This window comes from Sphingomonas sp. PP-CE-1A-559 (assembly GCF_004340965.1).
Classification (GTDB): Bacteria; Pseudomonadota; Alphaproteobacteria; order Sphingomonadales; family Sphingomonadaceae; genus Sphingomonas.
The window spans coordinates 110,076-131,808 of record NZ_SLYA01000004.1 but is presented as its reverse complement, the minus strand read 5'-3'; the positions used below and the strand labels follow the sequence as shown (position 1 = coordinate 131,808).

The 21,733-nt window shown below is 65.6% G+C and carries 22 protein-coding genes; 9 read left to right on the top strand and 13 right to left on the bottom strand.

Annotation, left to right across the window (positions count from 1 at the left end; translation table 11 throughout):
- Position 1: 1 nt before the first annotated feature.
- From C8J42_RS14090 to C8J42_RS14080, 3 genes are read left to right on the top strand one after another with little or no spacing between them, the layout of a single operon-like run.
- A complete protein-coding gene (locus tag C8J42_RS14090) occupies positions 2-1,135 on the top strand; it encodes a phosphotransferase (RefSeq protein WP_133020571.1) in 1,134 nt (377 codons plus the stop codon).
- A complete protein-coding gene (gene pnuC / locus C8J42_RS14085; RefSeq protein WP_133020570.1) occupies positions 1,132-1,689 on the top strand; it encodes a nicotinamide riboside transporter PnuC in 558 nt (185 codons plus the stop codon). Before C8J42_RS14090 ends, pnuC begins: the two co-directional genes overlap by 4 nt.
- 24 nt (positions 1,690-1,713) lie before the next feature.
- Positions 1,714-2,070: a hypothetical protein gene (locus tag C8J42_RS14080; protein WP_133020569.1), complete on the top strand. Its 357-nt coding sequence runs from the start codon at positions 1,714-1,716 to the stop codon at positions 2,068-2,070.
- A gap of 48 nt (positions 2,071-2,118) precedes the next feature.
- Here the strand turns inward: C8J42_RS14080 and C8J42_RS14075 are convergent, their stop codons facing one another.
- The 8 genes from C8J42_RS14075 to C8J42_RS14040 are packed head-to-tail and all read right to left on the bottom strand — an operon-like array spanning position 2,119 to position 9,739.
- Positions 2,119-2,511, bottom strand: a complete 393-nt coding sequence (locus tag C8J42_RS14075; RefSeq protein WP_133020568.1) for a hypothetical protein — start codon at positions 2,509-2,511, stop codon at positions 2,119-2,121.
- A 53-nt stretch (positions 2,512-2,564) separates the two neighbouring features.
- Positions 2,565-3,557, bottom strand: a complete 993-nt coding sequence (locus C8J42_RS14070; protein ID WP_056488706.1) for a type II secretion system F family protein — start codon at positions 3,555-3,557, stop codon at positions 2,565-2,567.
- A gap of 10 nt (positions 3,558-3,567) precedes the next feature.
- The gene (locus C8J42_RS14065) at positions 3,568-4,533 is read right to left on the bottom strand and encodes a type II secretion system F family protein (protein WP_056065440.1); all 966 of its coding nucleotides are present in this window, start codon (positions 4,531-4,533) and stop codon (positions 3,568-3,570) included.
- Between the two features lie 46 nt (positions 4,534-4,579).
- The gene (locus C8J42_RS14060; protein ID WP_056064990.1) at positions 4,580-5,869 is read right to left on the bottom strand and encodes a pilus assembly protein CpaE; all 1,290 of its coding nucleotides are present in this window, start codon (positions 5,867-5,869) and stop codon (positions 4,580-4,582) included.
- Positions 5,869-6,501 carry a CpaD family pilus assembly protein gene (locus C8J42_RS14055; protein WP_133020567.1) on the bottom strand — a complete coding sequence of 211 codons (633 nt, stop codon included), beginning with the start codon at positions 6,499-6,501 and terminating at the stop codon, positions 5,869-5,871. Before C8J42_RS14055 ends, C8J42_RS14060 begins: the two co-directional genes overlap by 1 nt.
- 47 nt (positions 6,502-6,548) lie before the next feature.
- Positions 6,549-8,171 carry a pilus assembly protein N-terminal domain-containing protein gene (locus C8J42_RS14050; RefSeq protein WP_243644439.1) on the bottom strand — a complete coding sequence of 541 codons (1,623 nt, stop codon included), beginning with the start codon at positions 8,169-8,171 and terminating at the stop codon, positions 6,549-6,551.
- Between the two features lies 1 nt (position 8,172).
- On the bottom strand, positions 8,173-9,216 hold the full coding sequence (gene cpaB, locus C8J42_RS14045) for a Flp pilus assembly protein CpaB (protein ID WP_056064983.1): 1,044 nt from the start codon (positions 9,214-9,216) through the stop codon (positions 8,173-8,175).
- A 49-nt stretch (positions 9,217-9,265) separates the two neighbouring features.
- A complete protein-coding gene (locus C8J42_RS14040) occupies positions 9,266-9,739 on the bottom strand; it encodes a prepilin peptidase (protein ID WP_133020566.1) in 474 nt (157 codons plus the stop codon).
- A 78-nt stretch (positions 9,740-9,817) separates the two neighbouring features.
- Here C8J42_RS14040 and C8J42_RS14035 point away from each other — a divergent pair, with 78 nt between their 5' ends.
- Together C8J42_RS14035 and C8J42_RS14030 are read left to right on the top strand one after the other, a co-directional pair.
- Positions 9,818-10,765 (top strand): alpha/beta hydrolase, encoded by a 948-nt coding sequence (locus C8J42_RS14035; RefSeq protein ID WP_133020565.1) that lies wholly within the window; start codon positions 9,818-9,820, stop codon positions 10,763-10,765.
- Positions 10,753-11,853, top strand: a complete 1,101-nt coding sequence (locus C8J42_RS14030; RefSeq protein ID WP_279388749.1) for an FAD-binding oxidoreductase — start codon at positions 10,753-10,755, stop codon at positions 11,851-11,853. The genes C8J42_RS14035 and C8J42_RS14030 overlap by 13 nt, the downstream gene beginning before the upstream one ends.
- A gap of 3 nt (positions 11,854-11,856) precedes the next feature.
- Here C8J42_RS14030 and rnhA read toward each other — a convergent pair whose 3' ends face one another.
- From rnhA to ispH, 3 genes are read right to left on the bottom strand one after another with little or no spacing between them, the layout of a single operon-like run.
- A complete protein-coding gene (rnhA, locus tag C8J42_RS14025) occupies positions 11,857-12,321 on the bottom strand; it encodes a ribonuclease HI (protein WP_056064977.1) in 465 nt (154 codons plus the stop codon).
- Positions 12,318-13,268, bottom strand: coding sequence for a homoserine kinase (thrB, locus tag C8J42_RS14020; protein WP_133020564.1), 951 nt, complete (start codon positions 13,266-13,268; stop codon positions 12,318-12,320). The genes rnhA and thrB overlap by 4 nt, the downstream gene beginning before the upstream one ends.
- Before the next feature lies 1 nt (position 13,269).
- On the bottom strand, positions 13,270-14,226 hold the full coding sequence (ispH, locus tag C8J42_RS14015) for a 4-hydroxy-3-methylbut-2-enyl diphosphate reductase (RefSeq protein ID WP_056064973.1): 957 nt from the start codon (positions 14,224-14,226) through the stop codon (positions 13,270-13,272).
- 121 nt (positions 14,227-14,347) lie between these two features.
- Between ispH and C8J42_RS14010 the strand changes: the two genes are divergently transcribed.
- Positions 14,348-14,986 carry a hypothetical protein gene (locus tag C8J42_RS14010; protein WP_243644436.1) on the top strand — a complete coding sequence of 213 codons (639 nt, stop codon included), beginning with the start codon at positions 14,348-14,350 and terminating at the stop codon, positions 14,984-14,986.
- Between the two features lie 81 nt (positions 14,987-15,067).
- On the opposite strand, the gene C8J42_RS14005 is transcribed toward C8J42_RS14010, so the two are convergent.
- Complete coding sequence (locus C8J42_RS14005; RefSeq protein ID WP_107954496.1) at positions 15,068-15,676, bottom strand: DNA starvation/stationary phase protection protein; 609 nt, start codon at positions 15,674-15,676, stop codon at positions 15,068-15,070.
- Between the two features lie 166 nt (positions 15,677-15,842).
- Here C8J42_RS14005 and C8J42_RS14000 point away from each other — a divergent pair, with 166 nt between their 5' ends.
- From C8J42_RS14000 to C8J42_RS13990, 3 genes are all read left to right on the top strand, one after another.
- Positions 15,843-16,757, top strand: coding sequence for an ROK family protein (locus C8J42_RS14000; RefSeq protein WP_133020563.1), 915 nt, complete (start codon positions 15,843-15,845; stop codon positions 16,755-16,757).
- Positions 16,758-16,844: 87 nt separating this feature from the next.
- Positions 16,845-18,755: a GGDEF and EAL domain-containing protein gene (locus C8J42_RS13995; RefSeq protein WP_133020562.1), complete on the top strand. Its 1,911-nt coding sequence runs from the start codon at positions 16,845-16,847 to the stop codon at positions 18,753-18,755.
- Entirely contained in the window at positions 18,755-20,605 is a 1,851-nt protein-coding gene (locus C8J42_RS13990; protein ID WP_243644434.1) for a sensor histidine kinase, read from the top strand. Before C8J42_RS13995 ends, C8J42_RS13990 begins: the two co-directional genes overlap by 1 nt.
- 2 nt (positions 20,606-20,607) lie before the next feature.
- Here C8J42_RS13990 and dinB read toward each other — a convergent pair whose 3' ends face one another.
- Complete coding sequence (gene dinB, locus C8J42_RS13985; protein WP_133020561.1) at positions 20,608-21,693, bottom strand: DNA polymerase IV; 1,086 nt, start codon at positions 21,691-21,693, stop codon at positions 20,608-20,610.
- Positions 21,694-21,733 lie beyond the last annotated feature (40 nt).

Genomic DNA, 21,733 nt, shown 5'->3' with positions numbered 1-21,733 from the left:
GGTGGCGTCGCAGCTGAAGCATCTCGTTCATGGCATGGGCACCGCGATGGAAGCGCCGACTTGGCCTGCCATCGCCGAGGCCGAGGCCGAGCCAGTGCTGGCGCATTTTCCGGCGGCCGGGCGGATGACCGGGCTGCACTGGCATTCCCCGCGCCCCTTCTCCGCCGCGACGCTGGTGCACACGACGAACGGCGCGTTCCTGTTGAAGCGCCACCATTACCACGTCCGCACGGTCGAAGGGCTTGCCGAGGAACACGCATTCATCGTGCATCTCGCCGGTGCGGGCGTGTCGGTCCCCGAAGTGATGGCGACCGCACAAGGGGCGAGCGCCGTCGCGATCAGCCCCTGGTCGTACGAACTGCACCGCCAGGCGCCGGGCGAGGATTTGTATCGCGACCGGCTGTCCTGGACGCCGTTCCTGTCGCTCGACCATGCCCATGCCGCCGGCGTGGCGCTGGCGGAACTGCACGTCGCGGCGCGCGGGTTCGATGCGCCAGCGCGACGCCGACAACCCTTGGTCTCGAGTTTTACGATACTCCCCGCCGCCGATCCCCTGGCCGCGGCGAGCGCGTATGTCGCCGCCCGCCCGGCACTGGCCACGTTCCTCGCGGACCGCCCATGGCAGGCGCAACTCGCGCGACTGTTCGAGCAGGCCGATAGCGACCTGCCGTCACTTCTCGCGAAACAGACGCCGTTGTGGACGCACAATGATTGGCATCCCTCCAACCTTCTCTGGACGCGAGAGGGCGCGGTGCGGACCGTGTTCGACTTCGGGTTGGCGGATCGCACGAATGCCGTTCACGACATCGCGACGGCGATCGAGCGGACGGCGGTGCGGTGGCTGGATCTGGGGCAGGGGGCTGACGATGCGATCGCCGATCCCGAGACGGCGCTGGCGCTGGTGGCAGGCTATGCCACCGTCCTGTCGCTGAGCCATGCGGAGATCGCAGCGATCGTGTCGCTGTTGCCGCTGGTCCATGCCGAATTCGCGCTGTCGGAGGCCGATTATTTCACCGCCGTCGTGGCGGATGCCGAGTCCGCCGCAATGGCCTGGGAGGGGTATCTGATCGACCACGCCAATTGGTTCTTCTCGCCACCGGGCCAGGAATTCCTGCGCCGGATCGCACTGTCATGACGCCGCTTGAGATCGTCGCGGTCGTCGTCAGTTTTGCCGGAATATGGCTGACCGCCAAGCGCAACATGCTGTGCTGGCCGGTCAATTTCGTCGCGTGTGCGCTCTACTTCAAGCTGTTCCTCGACGTGCGGTTGTACGCGGACATGGTGCTCCAGGCGCTGTTTGCGATCGCCATCGTCTATGGCTGGCTGGCTTGGGCGCGCGGCAAGGACGATAAAGGCGATGTCGTCGTGGAGCCGTTGCGGCCATCGCGTGCGCTCGCCGGCCTCGGCGCGGGGGCGGTCGGGGCGTTCGCTATCGGCTGGTTCATGAGCTGTTACACCGACGCGGCATTGCCCTGGGCCGACGCCACGCTCAGCAGCTTCAGTCTGGTCGCGCAATATTGGGTCGCGCGACGTCATGCGGCGAACTGGCTGCTGTGGATCGCGGTCGACGTCCTGTATGTCGGGATGTTCGTGTATAAGGGGCTCATGCTCACCGCCGGACTGTACGCGGCGATGGTCGTGCTGGCTGTGATAGGATATCGGCGCTGGCAGGCGCGCTCTACCGGCTAGTGCGCGCGAAACGGAGATCGGGCGTTGGCGGACAAAAAGGACTGGGACGGCGACGCGGTCCGCAAATGGCTGGACGCACGGGGGATTGCCGCACGCTCCGAACAGGTTGTGGCCGAGCGTGGCGGCCGTGAATTGCAGGATGACTGCGACAAGGCATCAGCCGAGGAAATGGTCTGTGCGCTGATGAGCCGCAAAGGCGTCGCGGACAGCCAAGCGACGTTTACCGCGGCGCTTGCTGCGCTGTTGGACCGCGACGAGTATATCTGGCGCGGCGTCTACAACGATACGCGCTTCGACCGGCACGTGCGGTCCTACGCTAGAAAGCTGGTCAAAATGGCGAAGACGAACACCGGTTTCGAGAACGTCGCACATTACCAATAGGCTTCGATAAGGCGGCCCGCTCGGTGGTGAGTGGGCCGCCTTAATATATTAGCGACGGTCGAAGTCGAACCAGCCGCGCTTCGTGCCATCATTATTATAGGCCGGGCGGGCCGACGACGCGGCTACGGGACGCGTGTCAGGCGACACGAAGATCGAGCGATCCTCTACCGGCGCACGGGGCGTCGTCACGGGGGCGACCGGCGCTACCGGCGTGGCCTTTACGAGGCGCGCATTCTCGTGTTCGGCCTCGACCGCACGCTTTTCGGCGGCGGCGGCGCGGATGTCGGCGTCCTTCTTTGCGACCGCGTGCGCGTCACGTTCGGCGTGATAGCGCGCCTTCCACTTCTTGCCGCCGGGATGGCTCGCCAATCCGAACAGCCAGCCGGCGACGAAGATCAGTGCGAGCGCGGCGAATTGCGTAGGCGTGGAAAACAACGGCATCGAAAAACCCTCCTGTTACGGGGGCTCAACGATCCGTTGGCGTTGCGGTTGCCTTAGCCCTTCAGCAGCGCGTCGGAGATCGAGCAGGCGGCCGGCCCGAGAATGACGACGAACAGCACCGGCAGGATGAACAGGATCAGCGGCACGGTCATGATCGCGGGCAGACGTGCCGCCTTTTCCTCGGCGCGCATCATGCGTTCGTTGCGGAATTCGCCCGACAGTACGCGCAGCGCGGAGGCAAGCGGCGTGCCGTATTTCTCGGTCTGGATCATCGTCGTGACGACGCCCTTCACCGCGTCCAGCTTCACGCGCAAAGCAAAGTTCTCGAATGCGCTGCGGCGGTCGGTCAGGAAGCCCAGCTCGATCGCGGTGAGGGTGAATTCCTCGCCTAGTTCGGGATAGGCGCGGCCGAGTTCGCGCGCGACGCGGTGGAACGCGGCATCGACGGTCAGGCCGGCCTCGGCGCAGATCACGAGCAGGTCGAGCGCGTCGGGAAGGCCCTTGCGGATCGCATCCGAGCGCTTCTTGATCTTGTTGTCGAGATACAGGTCCGGCGCCTTGTAGCTCAGGATGAAGCTCATCGCGACGAGCCCGTATTTCTTGAGCGGACCCCAGGTCGCGAAACCGTCGGTGCCATAGACCCAGTAGAGCATCGCCCCGCCGATCACGATCGGCAGCACCAGCCGTCCGAAGATCACCGCCGGCGCCCATTCCTTCGAACGGATGCCAGCCTGCATCAGCTTGACCTGGACCGCCTTGACCTGGCTGTCCTGCAGCACTTTCATCGACGACAGGATGCCGCGCATCCGGTCCGCGGTGTCGTTGCGCGTGACCAGTTTCGCGCGGCGCTTGGTCGAGGCGGTGATACCGGCCTTCAACTGTTCGCGCCGGTCGTTCAGTGCCTTGACGCGTTTCGCCATTGGATCGTGAACCGTCGTCACCGCATAGATCGCGATCATCACGGCGAACGCGGCGACGCCCGACAGGATCGTCGCGACCCAGAGTACGTCGACCCCGAGCAGGGTAGGTCCGGCGGTCTCGCCCATCGTCAGTCCCTCAGATCTCGAAGTTGATCATCTTGGCCATGATGAAGGCGCCGATCGCCATCCACGTCATGCCCCCCATGCCGATCATTATCAGCCGCTCGTCGACGAAGAACCGCTGCATGTAGGTGCCATTGATGAACCAGATCAGCCCGAACACGATGAACGGCAGCGCGCCGATGATGTACGCCGACGCCTTCGATTCCGACGACATCGCCTTGATCTTCAGCTTCATCTGGCCGCGCATGCGCAGCACGTTGGCGAGGTTCGCCAGCGTCTCCGCAAGGTTGCCGCCGGTCTCCCGCTGGATCGCGATGGTGATGACGAAGAACTGGAATTCGGGCGTGCCGAGCCGGTCCGCGGTTTCCTGAAGGGCGGCGTCCATCGTCCGCCCGATCTTCATCTTGTCGCTGACCGAGCGGAATTCCTCACCGACCGGGCCGTCGAGTTCCTGGCCGACGACGCCGATCGTCTCGCTGATCGGCAGGCCGGAGCGCAAGCCCCGGACGAGCAGTTCGATCGCATCCGGAAACTTCGCGGTGAACTTGGTGACACGCCGCTTGATCGTCTTGCCGACGACCAGATGCGGCAGGCCGATGCCGACGAACAGGCCGAACAGCAATGCGAGCAGGATCGGCATGCCCTTGAACAGCATGAGTGCGGCGACGACCAAGGCGATCCCCGCGGTCGCCATGCCGTATTGGCCGACGGTCCAGTCTTTGCCCGTCATCGCGAGCCGCTTTGCGAGCTGCACCGGGTTGGGCAGGATGCGACCGAACGCCAGGTCCATCTTAGTGTCGCGGGCATGCGAAATGCGCCGCATGTGCGCGTCCGCCACGGTGATCTCGTCGCCGTGGCGTTCGCGTAACGCCACGAGCCGACGCGATTTCGCGCGGCCCGGCGATGGCCCGGCGAACGCGAACACGATCATCCCCAGCACGATGCTCGCGCCGATCATCACGAGCAGCAACGGCGCCATGCCGGTCATTGTTCGGCGCTCGTCATCTGGGCGTGACCATGCGCGGTCATTTCGCTTTTGCCGGCTTCAGCGTGCGCTTGGTCATGAGCCCGCGGAGTTCGCCGAACTTGCCCATCAACGACCGACCCCTTGATGCCTTCGCACCGTCGAGGCCGCAGTCCGCGACCGCGGCGGCGAGCGCGCTGGCGAGCGCGACGATCGGCGTGATCGTCTTGCTAGCCTTGCCGACCTCGACGATCGGCTTGCCGAGCTTGGCCGACTGCGCCGCGAGCTTCTGGTCGAACGACACGAGGTAGTCGATCTTGCGCTCGATGGAGCCCTCGAAATCCTTGCGGCTGATCTCGAGCTGACCGCCGGTGTGCACGCGGTTGGCGACGACGAACAGCTCGATCTGCGGCGCATTCGTCTTCAACCACGACAGGATACGGATCGTGTCGCGCGCGGCCGCCAGCGTCAGGTCGGTGACGATCACCGCGAGCTTCACGTCGCTGATCAGATGCGGGTGCTGGATCATCATTGCGCGCGGCAGATCGACGACGGTGCATTCGAAAGCCGCGCGCATCTCCTCCTGCAACTGGTAGAAGGCGGAGCCGTCGGTGACCACCGGCGAGCTGATCGGGGCCTCCGCGCTGAGCACCGACAGGTTCTCCGTCGCCTTGACCATCGCGCGTTCGATGAACAGCCCGTCGATGCGGCTCGGGTTCTCGATCGCATCGGTGAGGCCGCGGCCGGGCTCGAGGTCGAGGCTGAGCGCACCCGTGCCGAAATGGACGTCGAGATCTAGCAGTGCGGTCGAGCGCTTCTCCTTGTCGGCGAGCAGCCATGCGATCGAGGTCGCGATCGTCGATGCACCGACGCCGCCACGCGTGCCGATCACGCCGACCGAGCAATGCGGACGCTCCGGCGACAGGTCGACGGGCTTCGGTGCATTGAGCATCATCTGCGCATGAACGAACGCCTCGCGCAGCATGTCGGGATGGAGCGGCTTCAGGAGGTAATCCTGGATACCGCTCGCGACGAGGTCACGGTACAGGCGAACGTCGTTCACCTGGCCAGCGGCGATCACCACGGTGCCGGGCTCGCAGACTTCGGCAAGCGCGTGGATGTCGTTTAGCGGATCGCCCGACTCGGCGAGATCGACGAACAGGATTTGCGGGGATGCGGCAACCGACAGCGACTGGATCGCGTTGCGCAGTCCGCCCTTGTAGATCTTGTCGACCGACCAGCCGAGTTCGGTCGCGATCGGGCGCAATGCCGCCGCGGTCGTCTCGTCGCAGACATAGGCGGTGAAGGGATCGCGACTGGCGGCGCCAGCGGGCTTCCACGGAGCGTTCATCACTTGCCTCCCGGCGTAGCTGCGGCGAGCGAACCGGCACCGGTCGGCGCTTTCTTGCGGTACGTGTCGATCGCCTTGTACGAGGCCGCGGTATCGGTGGTCTCCGCCCCTTCCTTGCCGCGCACCAGGTCGGCCGGATTGGCGATCATCGCCGCGAGGTTGCTGTTGATCGCGCAGCCGAAGTTGGACGACGTGTTGGATTCGAACTCGTTGGTCGCGTTGCGCGACCAGTCCGGGCAGTGCGGCACCTGCGCGCGCATCCGGCTGACGACCACCCGGATCGATCCCGGCGTGACAGAGGCCGGGGTGACCGGCGCGTCGTCGCTCAGCAACAGGCCATAGCTCGCGACCACCGCGGCGACGTCGCCGTGCGCGGCGGGGCCTTCGCCCGCGGGATCGTCGATGGCTACGCGGTCGCCATAGCCAAGCCGCATCGCGTTCATCCAGCCGGCAAGCCGTTGCTGTTCGCCCGGCGCCAGTGCACCGCCCGACACGCCAAGATCGAGCGCGTAGTCGGAGCGGCTGACGACCGGTTGGTGGACCGATTCAAGACCGCGATTCTCGGTACCCATGCACCCGCCGAGCAGCAGCGCGGGGACGAGGGACGCTAACAGGATCGACTTGGTGATCATCGGAAATCCTTGATGCGGTGTTCGCGAGCAGCGGAGCAGGGGCCGGCTCAATTCGAGAAACCTGGCGCGGGCACGGCGCCCTTCTTGGTCTTGGCGCCATTCCCGTTGGCAGGGCGCGCGGCGATATCGTCCTCGCTGCGGCGGACGTCGCTACGCGGCATCGGCATGACCGGGGCGGCGGCACCGATCGCCGGTGGAACATAGGAAGGCCGCGCGATCGTCGGCACAGGCCGCTTGCCGCCGCCGGTGGCGCTGAGCGTTCCCAGCAGCACGCGGTCGATATCGGTCGGTGCGCGCGCGCCATCGGTCGGCAGCGCGATGTCGCTGGCGTTGTTGACCGGCTTCACCAGATACGGCGTGATGACGATCACGAGTTCCGTCTCGTTGCGCTGGAAGGCGTTCGAGCGGAACAGCGCGCCGATGATCGGCAGGTTCGCCAGCCCCGGCGTCTTGTCGTAGCTGTTGTTGTTGTTGTTCGACAGCAGTCCGCTGATCATCATGCTCTGGCCCGAGCCGAGTTCCACCGTCGTCTCGGTACGACGAGTCGTGAGGCCGGGCACGCGCGTGCCGCTGAGCGTGATCGCGTTGGCGTAATCGAGCTGCGACACTTCGGGGCGTACCCGAAGCGAGATCCGACCATCCGACAAGACCGTGGGGGTGTAGGCGAGGCTGATGCCGTATTGCTTGTACTCGACCGAGATCGTGCCGAGCGCCTGAGCCAGCGGGATCGGTATCTCGCCGCCTGCCAGGAACGTGCCCGTTTCACCCGACAAAGCAGTCAGGTTCGGGTTGGCGAGCATCGTCACCTGACCCAGCGTTTCACCGAGATCGATCGCGCCGAGCAGGTCCATGCCGAGCAGGCGCCCCGCCAGGCCGATAGTCGAGCCGATCGCGGCCTTGGCAGGAAAGCCGAAGAGCGTGTTGCCGGGGAAGGCGCCATTGGCGTCGATGGGCGCATTGGGAGCATTGATGACGCCGGGCACGGTCGTGATGGTGCCTTGGCGACCCTGGGCGATGTTGAATAGGAAGTTACCCGAACTCCGGCTCGTCAGGTTCACGCCGATGTTCTTGACGAAGTTCCGCGTGACTTCGGCGACGCGTACCTGGAGATTCACCTGCAGAGGCGTCGCAGTCTTCAGTCGCGACAGGACCTTTGTCGAATCACCGACGAACGCCTGCACCAGCCGCTCGGCTTCGGCGGCATCCTCGGGTGCGGCGACCGTACCCGTGAGCAGGATCAACCCGTTCATCGGCGTCGCGACGACCTGTGCTTCGGGCATCGCGAGCCCGAGCATCTGCTGCACCGAATCGAGGTTGTTGCCGACGCGGATGGTCGAGGCGTAGACGACGCCGCCGCCCTTCGCGGTTGCCGAGATCGTCGTCTCGCCGGTCTTCTTGCCGAACACGTAGAGCTGCGTCGGCGAGCGGACCTGAACGTCGGCGATGGTGTCGTCGGCGACGAACAGGTCGCTCATCGGCCGCGCCAGCGTGACGAGACGTCCGCGACCGGTGTTGACCTGGACGACGGGCAGTCCCGAGGGGGCGGCCTGCGTACGAGCTTGTCCGCGCTGGGCGAGTGCAGGGGCGGAAGGAGCTGCGGTCGCAGCGACCAGCGCGATTGCGAGCGGCCAGCCGATATGGGGCAGGCGGCGCGTCATGGAGATACGCATCTTAATTCTTCCCCCCGACCGGAACGAAGGTCACTGCGTTGCCGCGGGCGACCCGTACTGCCGGGCCTTGCGTCACGACGGTGCCGCCGCCGCTCGGCTGTGGACTGTTCATGACCTGCATCGGTCCACCATTTGGTCCGCCGCCTTCCGGTGGCCGGCCGGGCACCGTGCTGCGCCGATAGCGCGAGACGTCGGCGCCGGTCTGATAGCTGGATGCGCCGGAGATGGGCTGGCTGGCGACCCGCACCAACATCGCCTTCTCGGCTTTCGGGTCGGTGCCGTTGGGCACGCTAACGGCGCCCGACGCGATCGCTTCCTCCAGCTCGGCAGAATTGTCGGCGATCGACCGTAGCGACAATGACAGCGAGCCGAGCGTCTGTGCGAGCGCAACCTGCTCCGCGATCTTCGGCGTCGCCTCGATCGTCACGTTGGAGAAGGTCTTGACCTCGGTCTTGCCGTCGGATCCCACCAGATTGTCGGTACGCTGATCGGTCGCAAGCACGCGGATGTTGCGCAGGATCGTCTCCGACACCTTGAGCGGCTCTCCGTCGCCACCGCCCTTGACCTCCTGGGTAAGGACGAGATCGATCCGATCGCCCGGGAACACGAACCCGGCGACTGCGGCCTGTGCCGAGACGGGGACGGTGACCGCGCGCATGCCGGGCCCGAGTGCCGCGGCGAGAAACCCGCGATCGCCGGGCTTCACGAGGGCACCCTGCGTCACCGGCTGCCCGGCGGTGATGATGCTGCGCACTACCGTGCCCTGCAGCGATTTCAGGTCGGTCTTGTCGCGGAGGTAATAGGCGTTGTCGACCAGCTCCTTCGGCCAGGGCTGGAACTTCAGCGCCGTGGCGTCGAGGATCGTGCCGACCGGGAGCGAGCGGGTTGCGACCAGGACTTCGGGGCCGTCGATGATCGGCGCGGCGATGGCGGTGGCGCCAGCTTGCGGCGCCGAACTGCCGGCGATCAGCGTTCGGGCGAAGAAGGCCGTGACGGCTGCGACTATAAGCGCGCCGACCAGCAAAATGATCTTGCGTGTATCCATGACTAGATCGTGCCTTTCAGGCGCCGCGAATGTATTTCGACGTTAATCATCACTGAAACTGGTTAAGGAGTGGTTCGCGCAGCGCGAGAAGGCCTGCGATTGCTATTGCCACGCCGTAGGGGACCTCGATCTGTCCGGCGTTCTTCTTGGCACGATGCTCGATCATCATCACGAGCGTGACGAGGCCGCCGACGATCGACATCACCATCAGCATCGACAGGAACGCCGGGAACGGCAGCCACAGCGAGAGCGCGACGATCAGCTTAACGTCACCGCCGCCCATCATGCCGAAGTGGAAGGCGAGCAGGAACAGAGCGAAGACGACGAGCGCGACGCCGATCTGCAACGCCATGTCGGGCCACGGATCGAGTCCGTTCGCATACCACCACAGCGGCGCCAGCAGAGCGACCCCCGCGGTCTTCCAGTTCGCGATTTCCCGCGTTCGCGCATCCTGGATACCCGCCGAGACCAGCAGGCCACCGAGCACCAGAATCAAAATTGGAAGAGCAATGTTCCATCCCATCGGCTAGTCCCTAACGGACATGGCTTTCGAAAAAGTAACCGTCCCTGGAGAATTTCGAATGGTGGCACGGGTTTGCGCATGACGATCGATCCGCCGGCGGTGCGTCGGACGATTCCCGACGAAGCGCGCATCGGCTATTGGACCGCGCCAGACGGCTGGAAGTTGCGCCGATTCGACTGGCCTGCGCAGGCGCCACGAGGGCGGATTCTGTTCCAGACGGGGCGTGGCGATATCTTCGAGAAATATCTCGAGACGTTCGCGTACCTGCATGCATCGGGGTGGTCGGTGACGGCGTTCGACTGGCGCGGGCAGGGCGGTTCCGGGCGCTTGTCGAGCGATCCGCATGTCGGCCACGCGAGCGACTATCGCGTCTTCGATGCCGACCTCACGGCGTTCTGGTCGGATTGGAGCGCGGAGGACGCGGGCCACAGCCTGCTACGCGTTATACTCGGCCATTCGATGGGCGGGATGATAGTGATGCGTGCGCTCAGCGATAGCACGATCGCGCCCGATGCGGCGATCCTGGTCGCGCCGATGATCGGGTTGAAGGCGCCGTTCGGGGCGGCGTTCAGCGCCACGATTGCGCGGTGGATTGCCGGTCGTGGCGACCCCGCGCGGGCGGCATGGCGCAGCAACGAGCGGCCGGGATCGGTCGCCTCGCGCCAGTCGCTGCTGACGCACGACGCCAATCGCTACAGCGACGAAGGCTGGTGGCAGGCGGCGCATCCCGAACTCGTGTTGGGTCCGCCGAGCTGGGCGTGGCTCGCACAGGGGTTCGCGGGCGCTGCGGCGCTGGCGACCGATGCGCGGGTCGAGTCGATCGATACGCCCGTGCTGATGCTGATTGCGGAGGCCGACAAGCTGGTCGATCCGCGTGCGGCGCTCCGGCTTGCGGCGCGGCTGCGTAATGCGCAGGTCGTTCGGTTCGGTCCGGAGTCCGCGCATGAGATCCTGCGCGAGGCGGATGGCGTGCGAGATCGGGCGTTGTCGGCGATCGATTCGTTCCTGGCTGCGTGCGTGGCCTGACGGTGACGGGCGTGTACGATGTCGCGATCGTCGGCGCAGGCATGGCGGGGACAAGCTTGGCCGCGGCGATCGGGTCGCAGGCGCGGGTGCTCGTCCTGGAGGCAGAGGACACGCCGGGTTACCACGCAACGGGGCGCTCGGCCGCCTTCTGGTCGGAAACTTACGGCGGACCGGGTATCCAGCCGCTGACCACCGCGTCCGGTCCGTCGTTACGTGCGGGCGGCTATCTTGCTCCGTTGGGCTCGCTCCACATCGGCCGTGCCGAAGACGAATCGGCGATGGACGCGTTTCTTGCCGAGTTCGCGGATAGCGACGTGCGCCTGGACCGAGTCGATCCTGCCGATTCCGTGCCCGGACTGCGTTCCGAATGGACGCTCGGCGTGCAGGAGGCGAGCTGCGCCTATATCGATGTTGCCGCGCTTCATGCCGAAAGCATCGCCACTGCCCGGCGCGCCGGTGCGGACTTCGTCACCGATGCCGCGTTTGCCGGAGCGACGCGCGCCGACGGGATCTGGACGATCGAGACGAAGGCAGGTGCGTTCCAGGCAAGGACGATCGTCAACGCGACCGGGGCCTGGGCGGATACGGTCGCAGCGCGGGCCGGCGTCCGCCCGCTAGGCTTGCAGGCCTATCGCCGGACGATGGTGCAACTGCGTACCGACCCCGGCGCACCCGAAGGGCTGCCGCATATCGCCGACATCGCCGGGCGCTTCTATTTCAAGCCCGAGCCCGGCGGTCGGCTGTGGCTGAGCCCGCACGACGAGACGCCGACGGACCCGTGCGACGCCGCTCCCGAGGAGATCGACGTCGCGATCGCGATCGATCGGTTCGAGCAGGTCGTCGACTGGCGAGTCGCCGCCGTCGAGCGTCGCTGGGCAGGCCTGCGCACATTCGCACCCGATCGCCTGCCGATCTATGGTTTCGACCGCGACGTGCCCGGCTTCTTCTGGTGCGCAGGGCAAGGCGGCTTCGGCATTCAGACCGCCCCCGCGGCTGCGTTACTCGCCGCCAGCCTGCTGCTCGGCGTCAGTCCCGATCCCGCAGTCGCAGCGATCGACGCCGCACGCTATTCGCCCGGGCGGTTCTAGCTCTTACTTGCGCCCCGCCGCGACGGCGGCATCGCTTGCCAGCTTGTCGGCCCGTTCGTTCTCCGGGTGACCCGCGTGACCCTTGACCCACTGCCACTCGATCTTGTGCCGCGCCACCGCCGCGAGCAGCGCGTGCCACAGCTCGGCGTTCTTCACCGGCTTCTTGTCGGCGGTCTTCCAGCCGTTGCGCTGCCATCCCTTCACCCACTTGGTGAGGCCGTCCATCACGTATTTGCTGTCTGTATACAGCGTCACCGCGCACGGCCGGGTCAGCGCGTTGAGTGCCTCGATCGCCGCGGTCATCTCCATCCGGTTGTTGGTCGTCGGCGTCTCGCCGCCCGACAATTCCTTCTCGTGCGCGCCCATGCGGATCACCGCACCCCAGCCTCCGGGCCCCGGATTGCCCTTGCACGCGCCGTCGGTGAAGATCTCGACCTTGGTGATGGAAACGGGAGCTTCGTCAGTCATGCAAACAGGTCGTCCTTGAGATACGTCTCGAGCCGCCGCCAATAGGCGAGTGGATCCTTGCGCGTCACCAGCGCATCGGCCGGCGTGTTGAGCCAGTCCCACGCGCGCGTCAGCAGGAACCGCAGGCAAGCGCCGCGCGCCAGGATCGGCAGCGCGGCGCGTTCCGCATCGGACAGCGGGAAGCGGCTGGCATAGCCGTCGATCAGCGCCTTGCCGATCGCCGGGTCGTAATTCTCGCCATTGCCGTCGAACGCCCACGACGTGTGCATCACTGCCAGATCATAGGCGCGAATGTCGGTGCAGGCGAAATAGAAGTCGATCACCCCGGTCACGCGGTCGCCGAGCATCAGCACGTTGTCGGGGAACAGGTCCGAATGGATCGCCGCCATCGGCAGGTCGCGCGGCCATTTCGCCAGGACCGCCGTCAATGCCGCCTCGGTCCGGTCGAACAGCCCCGGTTCGATCGTGTCGATGTCGCGGCCGCAGCGCTCCAGGAACGGTCGCCACGTATCCGCACCGAGCGGGTTGGGGCGGACTTGGTCGAACCCTGCGAGGCTGTTGTGCATCTGCCCCATCGCCGCACCCGCCGCGAACGCCTGCGCCGCGGTTGGATGCGATACCGAAACCCCGGTCAGGAACTCGATCAGGCATGCCGATCGCCCCGCGAGCAGCTGGATTGCCACGCCGTCACGATCGGGCAATGCGCGCGGTACCGGATTGTCGTCCGCGGCGAGGTGATCAAGCATGTCGAGGAAGAACGGCAGGTCGTCGGTCGACGTCCGTTCCTCGTACAGCGTCAGGATGAAGCGGTCCGCGGTCGTCTCGACGAGGTAGTTGCTGTTCTGTACGCCCTCCGCAATGCCCTTGGCGGACAGGAGTTCGCCCCGATCGTACCGCGCGAGGAACGCGCCCAGCGCCTCCGCCGACACCTGCGTGTAGACCGCCATGCTAGGCGGCCGCCTCCAGTCCGCGTGGCAGCTTGAACGCGATCGTCTCGCGGTTCGTCTCGACCTCGCGCTCCGACACCGTGAAACGCTCCGACAGCCGATCGACCAGTTCGCGCACCAGCAGTTCGGGAGCCGAAGCGCCAGCCGTGATCCCCAGCGTGCCGACACCGGCAAGGAAGTCCCAGTCGAGTTCGCTCGCGCGCTGGATCAGCATCGCCGGCGTTCCCTCGCGCTCGGCGACCTCCACCAGTCGCACCGAGTTGGACGAGTTCGGCGCACCGATCACCAACACCGCATCGACGCTATGCGCGATCGCCTTGACCGCGGTCTGGCGGTTCGACGTCGCGTAGCAGATGTCCTCGCCACGCGGCGGCAACATCTGCGGGAAGCGACGCTGCAACGTTGCCACCACCGCGGCGGTGTCGTCCACCGACAGCGTCGTCTGCGTCAGGAAGGCGAGGTTGGTATGATCGATCGGCATGAACACCTCGGCGTCCTCGACCGTCTCGATCAGCGACATCGCACCCGCCGGAACCTGTCCGAACGTACCGATCACCTCGGGATGGCCGGCATGGCCGATGAACACGATATGCCGCCCCTGCGCTACCAGACGCTCGGCCTGGCGGTGCACCTTCGACACCAGAGGACAGGTTGCGTCGAGATATTCGAGCCCGCGATTCTGCGCATCGAGCGGCACCGACTTGGGCACGCCGTGCGCCGAGAACACGACCGGCGCGCCATCGGGCACCTCGTCGAGTTCCTCGACGAAGATCGCGCCTTGTGCCTTCAGCGTGTCGACGACGAACTTGTTGTGGACGATCTCGTGGCGAACATAGACCGGCGCCCCGTGTTTCTCGATCGCCAGTTCGACGATCCGGATCGCGCGGTCGACGCCTGCGCAAAAGCCTCGGGGTGCTGCGATCAACAGTTCGAGCGGCGGCTTGTCGATTGGGCTCATGATGCCAAGCCTCTACGCGATTGCTTGCCTGGACGATAGCCGGTTCCTATGGTGCGCCGCGACAGGGGCCGCTTGCGACATGCGGTGGCCCTTTCGCTCGTTCGAGAAGGTAAGCGTCGCCGTGAAAGCCCCTATCCTAGCCGTTTCTGCGTGTGCGATCTTGTTGAGCGGGTGCGCCGGCAAGGGCGAAGTCGATGCGACCGGCGGCATTTCCGCAGTCCGCTCGGTCTGCCCGCCCGTGGCGATCCCGGCAGCGACCGGCGACATCACGCTGTTCGATCCGGTCACCAGCCGCGACCAGTCGGCGATCGACGTCGCCGGCTTCATGACCAACGTCCGATCGACCTGCGCGGATGCGACTGACCAGGTCGTGACCAACGTGACGTTCGACATCCGCGCTCGCCGGACGCGTACCGACGCCGCGCGCGACGTGACGTTGCCGTATTTCATCACCGTCGTGCGCGGCGGCAGCGCGGTCGTCGCCAAGCGCATCGGCCGTGCGACGTTGCACTTTGCCGCCGGACAAGCGCTGGCATCGGCGTCGGCCACGACGACGGCAACGGTATCGCGGGCTGCGGCCACCTTGCCGGAAGACGTTCGGGAGAAGCTGACCCGCAAGCGCAAGGCAGGCGATCAGGACGCTGCGGTCGATCCGCTGAGCACGCCGGAAGTTCGCCAGGCCGTGCTGCGTGCGAGCTTCGAGGCGCTGGTCGGGTTCCAGCTCACCGACGATCAGTTGAAGTATAACGCCACGCGCTGAGCACGTCGGGCGGGCTATCGCCCACGGCATTGCCGGAACGAAAATACGGCCCCCTCTTCGCATGAAGAGGGGGCCGTAATCTTACTTGTCGCTGCGGACCAGTTCGGTCGCGGCGAGGTGTTCCGCCAAGAACCACACCTGCGGTTCGTGCGTGCGAATGATGTTGCTCACCAGCAGATCGTTGGTGCCGTCGTCACCCGATTCGTCGGCGGCTTCGGCACCCTCATGGGCCTGACGCAGAATGATCTCATGCGCTTCGAGCAGGCGCGCGAGCTGCGTCGGGACGTCTTCGCGACCCTTTGGCGGGCGGGGAATCGTCGTCATCTCCGCGACGTCGTGCGACATCGCGATCGAGATACCGCCAAGTGCCATGATGCGTTCGGCGACGAGATCGACGAGTGCTGCCTGCTCCTCGTAATGCTTGTCGAGCAGCAGATGCAGTTGGTAAAACGTTGCGCCCGACATCTGCCAATGATGCTTCTTGTACATGTCGCGGATCGTCATCGTGTCCGCGAGTACCTGGTTCAGCGTCGCGACGCTCTGGGCGCGGGCATTGTCCTCAAGTGCGATCGGGAGTTTCTTCAACGTCCCATAAGGCTGAATCTCGCGATATTCGACCTTGTACTGTGGCTGTGCCTCGACCGAAACATCGGTGTCCGTCTTGATCAGCTTCGCGGGTTTCTTCGCCATTCGGAATTCCTGTCTGCTCGGGTGAACTCGACCGGCATAACGCATCACCCGACAGATCGACAGCAGATCAAAATCCTCGTTCAGCGTGATCGTCAGAACCGACCTGCTCTTGACTGGACGGCGTCGGCGAAGGAAGCGGGCGCGGTAAACGTGTTGGGAGTTGAGGATGACGGAAGCACCGCTGGTCGCAGGTATCGAACTTGGCGGCACCAAATGCATCTGCATTCTTGCGCGCGGACCCGACCAGATCGAGGAAACCGTGCGGATACCGACCACGCGCCCCGAAGAGACGCTGGCCGCGATCGAGGCGGTACTCGATCGCTGGAGCGGGTTCGTGGCGATCGGTATCGCGAGCTTCGGCCCCGTCTCGATCGATCGCCATTCGGGCGATTACGGCCATATCACTTCGACGCCCAAGCCGGGCTGGGCGGGAACCGACATCGCGGGACGGCTGAGCCGGCGCTACGGCGTGCCGACCGGCTTTCACAGCGACGTCGTCGGCGCGGCGCTGGCCGAGGCGTTCTGGGGCGCGGCGAAGGGTTTGCCGGACATCGCCTATGTCACGGTCGGTACCGGAGTCGGCGCCGGCATGATCGCGGGCAACCGTCCGGTCGATGGCCTCACGCACTCCGAACTCGGGCATATCCGCCCCGCTCGGTTCCACGGCGACGACTGGATCGGCAATTGCCCGTTCCACGGCGCGTGCGTCGAGGGACTGGTAGCGGGACCCGCCATCGCGGCACGGATCGGCTTTCCGGCGGACGAAGCGCCCGCCGAGCATCCGGTCTGGGATAACGTCGCGGACGCGCTCGGGCAGCTTTGCCACACGCTCGTGCTGACCGGCATCCCACGCCGCATCGTGATGGGCGGCGGCGTGATGGGGGCATCACACCTGTTCCCGCGGGTTCGTGCAGCAATGACGCGCAGCCTTGGCGGGTACATCACGCTGCCCGAGGTCGCGCTGGTCGACACGTTCATCGTGCCGCCCGCGTTAGGCAACAACGCCGGGCCGCTGGGCGCAATCGTACTGGGCGCTCAAGCACTTGGACATAAGTTACAAACATCGTTCACAGCGTCTTAACTGCTTTAGGTTACTATCCTTCGTAACGATGAAGGCACTTGGCGTACCGCAAGGCACGGATGCGGTGGCCAGTGAGGAACTGTATCGATGCGCATTCTGATCGTGGACGACGAGCCAGCGATGCATGACAGCTACCGGCGCAGCTTAGCCGGTCAGCGATCGGAGAGCGGCGAGGCGCTCGGCGCGATAGCGGCGGACCTGTTTGGAGGAAACGCCAGCGATCTGCGCCGCGGGGACATCGCGGGCTTCGCGCTGACGCATGCGCACCAAGGGCTGGACGCGGCCGCGGACGTCGCGCGGGCGTTGGCGGACGGCGAACCTTTCGCAGTCGCGTTCATCGATATCCGCATGCCACCCGGTATCGACGGGCGCGAGACGGCGCAGCGCATCCGGGCGCTCGACCCAGAGATCAACCTCGTCATCGTCACCGGTTTTTCCGATTTTTCACCGATCGAAATCAGCAAGGTCGCAGGACCTGCCGACAAGATCTTCTACATCGCCAAGCCGTTCGAGGTTGCCGAGGTGACACAGACCGCGACGGCGCTTGCGAAGCGGTGGGAAATCGATCGCGAGCTGAAGGCGGCGCGCGTCACGCTGGCCGCGCAGGTCGTTCAACTCGAAGAGCAGAGCGCCGAACTAGCCGCGAACGAGAGTCGCGCGGTGCATATGGCGACACATGATTCGCTGACCGATGCGCCGAATCGGCTCGCATTTCTGCGCGCGCTTGCCGAGCGAACCCGCGCGGCAGGGCTGTTCGCGACGGTGATGGTCGATCTGGATCGGTTCAAGCTGGTCAATGACACGCTCGGCCACCTGGCGGGCGACGCGCTGATCCGTGAGATCTGCACGATCCTGCAGCGATCGGCGCCGGAGGGAGCATTGGTCGCCCGGCTTGGCGGGGATGAGTTCGGCATCCTGTTCGAGACGTCCGGCGAGGCGGCGGGCGTCATGGCGTGCGAGCGTGTCGTCGCGGCGTGCTCGGTCAGCCTGCAGGTGTTCGGCAATTCGGTGCAGGGCGGGGCGTCGGCGGGCGTGGTTGTCAGCGAGGGTGGGCAGGGCCGCGATCCGGTGGATGTCATGCGACGGTCCGATCTCGCGCTCAACGACGCCAAGCGTGGTGGGCGAGGGATCGTCCGCCTGTTCGACGAGAGCATGGACGAAGGCATCCGGTTTCGCCGGCGGGTCGAGGGTGGGCTGAGCCAGGCGATCGCGAAGGGCGAATTGAGCCTGGTCTATCAACCGATCGTGTCGCGCGACGCGGTCGAGGTGATCGGTTTCGAGGCGCTCATCCGCTGGAACACCGACGAATATGGCGCGATGAGCCCGAGCACGTTCATCCCGATCGCCGAGGAATCGAACCTGATCCACGAGTTGGGCGACTGGGTGCTCGGCGAAGCGCTGCACGTCCTGAAGCAATGGCCCGGCCAGTATGTCTCGGTCAATTTCTCGCCGCGCCAGTTTCGCCGCCACAATTTCGTCGGGCACATCATGGAGAGCGTCGAGCGCGCCGGGATCGAGCCTGCACGATTGCAGATCGAGATCACCGAAACCGCGATCTTCGACGATGCCGAACGGGCGGCGGAAACGCTCTACAAGCTCCGCCAGATGGGATTTCGGATCGCGCTCGACGATTTCGGGACGGGGTATTCGAGCCTGTACAACATCCGCAAGTTCGCGCTCGATTGCCTGAAGATCGACCGCTCGTTCATCGATGGGATGGGTCGGGAGCGCGAAAGCGCGGCGATCGTGCATTCGATCATCCATCTTGGCCGCGCGCTGGGGCTGGGCGTGATTGCGGAAGGCGTCGAGACCGACGCGCAGGTCCAGGCGCTCAAGCTGGCTGGAGCGAGCCATTTCCAGGGATATTTCTACTCGCGCCCGGTTGCTGCGGATGTGGCGCTCGACATGGCAAACGCGCGCTATCTCGGCGGCGAAGACGATGTGGCGGGTGACGGACCGACGGCACCGCGGCAATTGGGTAATGGAATGCTCAACTAGTGCCGACCGTCGGGATGGGTCGCGTCCCGGCGACGCTCGGCCGGCAATTCGGCAAGATGCGGCGGCCTGCGTCGCTCGGTGCGAAACTCGTGCTGATCATGACGGGCGTGGCGCTGTGCGGGACGGTCGCGATCACGGTGTTGCTGGCGTCGATCATCACGCCGAGCTTTACAAAGCTGGAAGACGCGGCAATCTCGGGGCAAGTCGAACGGACGCGCGCGATGCTGTCCAAATACGCTGCCGGGGTCCAGGCGGAAGCACGAGACCGCCGCGATGCAGCGGGGCTATCCGAGGCAAGACTTGCGCCCGGTAGTCGCGCCACGCCTGCGACGCGATCACTCCCTGCCGATGGCGTTGCCGATATCGCAGCAAACGGGCGCATTGCTCGCGCGAGTTGGAACGGACCGCCGGGTTCGACGTCGTCGCAACAATGGGCTGATTTGCTCGATCGTACGGACTTCGCGCTCGTGCTTGGTCAGCGTCGTTCGGCGCGGTTCTATACGCGGCTGGGGAATAGTGTCGCAGCGGTAGGTGTCGCGCGAATGGCGGCGGCGAGCGGCGCGGATACCGGGCAGGGCTATATCGCGATCGCACGCGTGATAACCGCCAAGCAGATTTCCGAAGCTTTGGGTGTAGATGCGACGTTAGATGTCGGTTCCCGCAGTTCGGGGGTGGCGACCTATCGAGGGTCGAGCGCGGCAATTGCCGTGCCACTGATCGGCGCCGATGGGCGCGCCGTGGCCACGGTTCGGTTTGCCGTGCCAAGTGATGCAACGCGGCTTGGCAGGCGCGTGCTGGTGTTTGCGATCGCAGGATCGATTGTGCTTCTGCTGTTCGTGCTCATCATGCTGCGTCGCCTCATTGCGCAACTCGTGCTGCGCCCGTTGCTGCGCATCGAAAATCATATGCGGCGTGTTCGCGCGTCGGGATCGCTCGCGCTGCTCGAAGAGGATGAGCGGCGCGACGAGATCGGTTCGCTCGGGCGCAACTTCAACGCGATGTTGCAGCAGTTGAAGGATCTCCGTGAACAGATCGGCGTGCAGTCATTCGATCTCGGGCGGAGCGAGAGCGCGGTGGCGGTGATGCACAACGTCCGCAACGCGCTCAACCCGATCAGCACGATCCTCAGTCGCGAGATCGCGCAGGTGCCGCCGATCGATCGCGCCACGCTCGATCGGGCGATCGACGAACTCGCCAGGGGCGACGTCTCAGACGAACGTCGCGCAAAGCTTGCCGCGTTCGTCACCGCGGCGATCGACGCAGAAGTCGCCAACCGCGAATCTACCCGCCATGAACTCAGTATCGGACGGGAGGCGATGGGTCATGTGCTGGAGATCATTGGCCAACAGCAGCAAGGCGCGCACGAACGTCCGGCGCTGGAGATATGCGACGTCACCGCGATCATCGCGCGCAACGCGACGATCGTCCGCTATCTCGACGGCGCATCGATTGCGTTCGGGTTTCCCGCGGGACCCGATCTGGTCATGGCGAACCGACTGATCCTGAGCCAGGTGATCGGCAATCTGTTTGCAAATGCCGCCGAATCGATCGTCGCGCGGGGGACCGGCAGCGGATCGATCGTTACCGCCATTGAGCAGGGCGATGGCAACGTGACGATCGAGATACGCGACGATGGCGAGGGGATCACGCCCGAGGTCGCAGTGACGCTGTTCCACCGCGGCTTCTCGACGCGTGCGCATAAGTCTGGCGGGCTGGGGCTGCACTGGTGCGCTAATTCGGTGAACGCGATGCAGGGTTCGCTGCGTCTGGAGAGCGAAGGGCCAGGGCAAGGCGCGGTTGCGATCCTGACCCTGTTGGCGCCCGATGCAGGGGTCGTCGACGTCGGTTGAACCTACAACAGGCTTGGCTGCACTTCGTCGTCTTCGCCCATGATGCCCGACAAGGTGAGCCCGAGGAGGCGCACGCCGTCCGGCACGGGTAGTTGTGCCATCAGCAGGTCGAGGCCAGCAGCCAGGAATGCGGCCTTGTCCGTGACCGGCGCCTGTGACGATCGTGCGCGCGTGATCGTGCGGAAGTCGGCGTGGCGCAGCTTGAGCGTGACCGTGCGACCGCGGGTGCCGTGCCGTTCGATCCGCACCCACGCGGCATCCGCCACCCGGTGCAACGCGGCGCGCAGATCCTCCGCGGTCGTCAGGTTCGTCTCGAACGTCCGCTCCGCCCCGACCGACTTCGCAGCCCGGTTGACGCGCACGGGCCGGTGATCGATGCCGCGCGCCGCACCGTAGAGATAGTCCGCATAGCTGCCGAAATGCGCCTGCAGGAACGCGAGCGTCATGCCGTAGAGGTCCGCGCCGGTGAGGATGCCGAGCCGCTCCATTTTCTGCGCGGTCACCGGCCCGACGCCGTGGAAGCGCTTGACCGGCAGCGACTGGACGAACGCCGCGCCGCGCTTCGGCGTGATGATGCAGATGCCGTCGGGCTTGTTCTGGTCCGATGCGAGCTTGGCGATGAACTTGTTGTAGCTGACCCCGGCGGATGCGGTGAGACCGGTATCCGCCTTGATCCGAGCACGGATTTCCTCCGCGATCGCAGCTGCCGTGCCGAGCCCACGGATGTCCTCGGTCACGTCGAGATACGCCTCGTCGAGCGACAGCGGCTCGATCAAATCGGTATAGTCGGCGAAGATCGCGCGGATCCGGTCCGAGACTTCGCGGTACACGTCGAACCGGGGGGGCACGAACACGAGATCGGGACATTTTCGGATCGCGGTGACCGACGGCATCGCGCTGCGGACACCGAACGCGCGCGCCTCGTAGCTTGCCGCCGCCACCACGCCGCGCGCACGCGACCCGCCGACTGCCACCGGGCGGCCCTTGAGCGAGGGATCGTCGCGCTGTTCGACCGACGCATAGAAGGCGTCCATGTCGACATGGATCACCTTGCGCTGCACCGGCGGCTGGGTAGGAGGGGCGGCCATCGTCATCCCAGATAGGGCGGCTGTGCGCGACGATACAGGG

Coding starts and splice junctions, on each gene's coding strand:
- C8J42_RS14000 (WP_133020563.1), top strand. CDS start 15,843: ATGACGGAAGCACCGCTGGTCGCAGGTATCGAACTTGGCGGCACCAAA.
- rnhA (WP_056064977.1), bottom strand. CDS start 12,321: ATGACTGACGAAGCTCCCGTTTCCATCACCAAGGTCGAGATCTTCACC.
- C8J42_RS14040 (WP_133020566.1), bottom strand. CDS start 9,739: ATGGGATGGAACATTGCTCTTCCAATTTTGATTCTGGTGCTCGGTGGC.
- C8J42_RS14005 (WP_107954496.1), bottom strand. CDS start 15,676: ATGGCGAAGAAACCCGCGAAGCTGATCAAGACGGACACCGATGTTTCG.
- dinB (WP_133020561.1), bottom strand. CDS start 21,693: ATGGCCGCCCCTCCTACCCAGCCGCCGGTGCAGCGCAAGGTGATCCAT.
- pnuC (WP_133020570.1), top strand. CDS start 1,132: ATGACGCCGCTTGAGATCGTCGCGGTCGTCGTCAGTTTTGCCGGAATA.
- C8J42_RS14065 (WP_056065440.1), bottom strand. CDS start 4,533: ATGGCGCCGTTGCTGCTCGTGATGATCGGCGCGAGCATCGTGCTGGGG.
- C8J42_RS14070 (WP_056488706.1), bottom strand. CDS start 3,557: ATGGGCGAGACCGCCGGACCTACCCTGCTCGGGGTCGACGTACTCTGG.
- C8J42_RS14050 (WP_243644439.1), bottom strand. CDS start 8,171: ATGCGTATCTCCATGACGCGCCGCCTGCCCCATATCGGCTGGCCGCTC.
- C8J42_RS14055 (WP_133020567.1), bottom strand. CDS start 6,501: ATGATCACCAAGTCGATCCTGTTAGCGTCCCTCGTCCCCGCGCTGCTG.
- thrB (WP_133020564.1), bottom strand. CDS start 13,268: ATGGCGGTCTACACGCAGGTGTCGGCGGAGGCGCTGGGCGCGTTCCTC.
- C8J42_RS13995 (WP_133020562.1), top strand. CDS start 16,845: ATGCGCATTCTGATCGTGGACGACGAGCCAGCGATGCATGACAGCTAC.
- cpaB (WP_056064983.1), bottom strand. CDS start 9,216: ATGGATACACGCAAGATCATTTTGCTGGTCGGCGCGCTTATAGTCGCA.
- C8J42_RS14060 (WP_056064990.1), bottom strand. CDS start 5,869: ATGAACGCTCCGTGGAAGCCCGCTGGCGCCGCCAGTCGCGATCCCTTC.
- C8J42_RS14035 (WP_133020565.1), top strand. CDS start 9,818: ATGACGATCGATCCGCCGGCGGTGCGTCGGACGATTCCCGACGAAGCG.
- ispH (WP_056064973.1), bottom strand. CDS start 14,226: ATGAGCCCAATCGACAAGCCGCCGCTCGAACTGTTGATCGCAGCACCC.
- C8J42_RS14075 (WP_133020568.1), bottom strand. CDS start 2,511: ATGCCGTTGTTTTCCACGCCTACGCAATTCGCCGCGCTCGCACTGATC.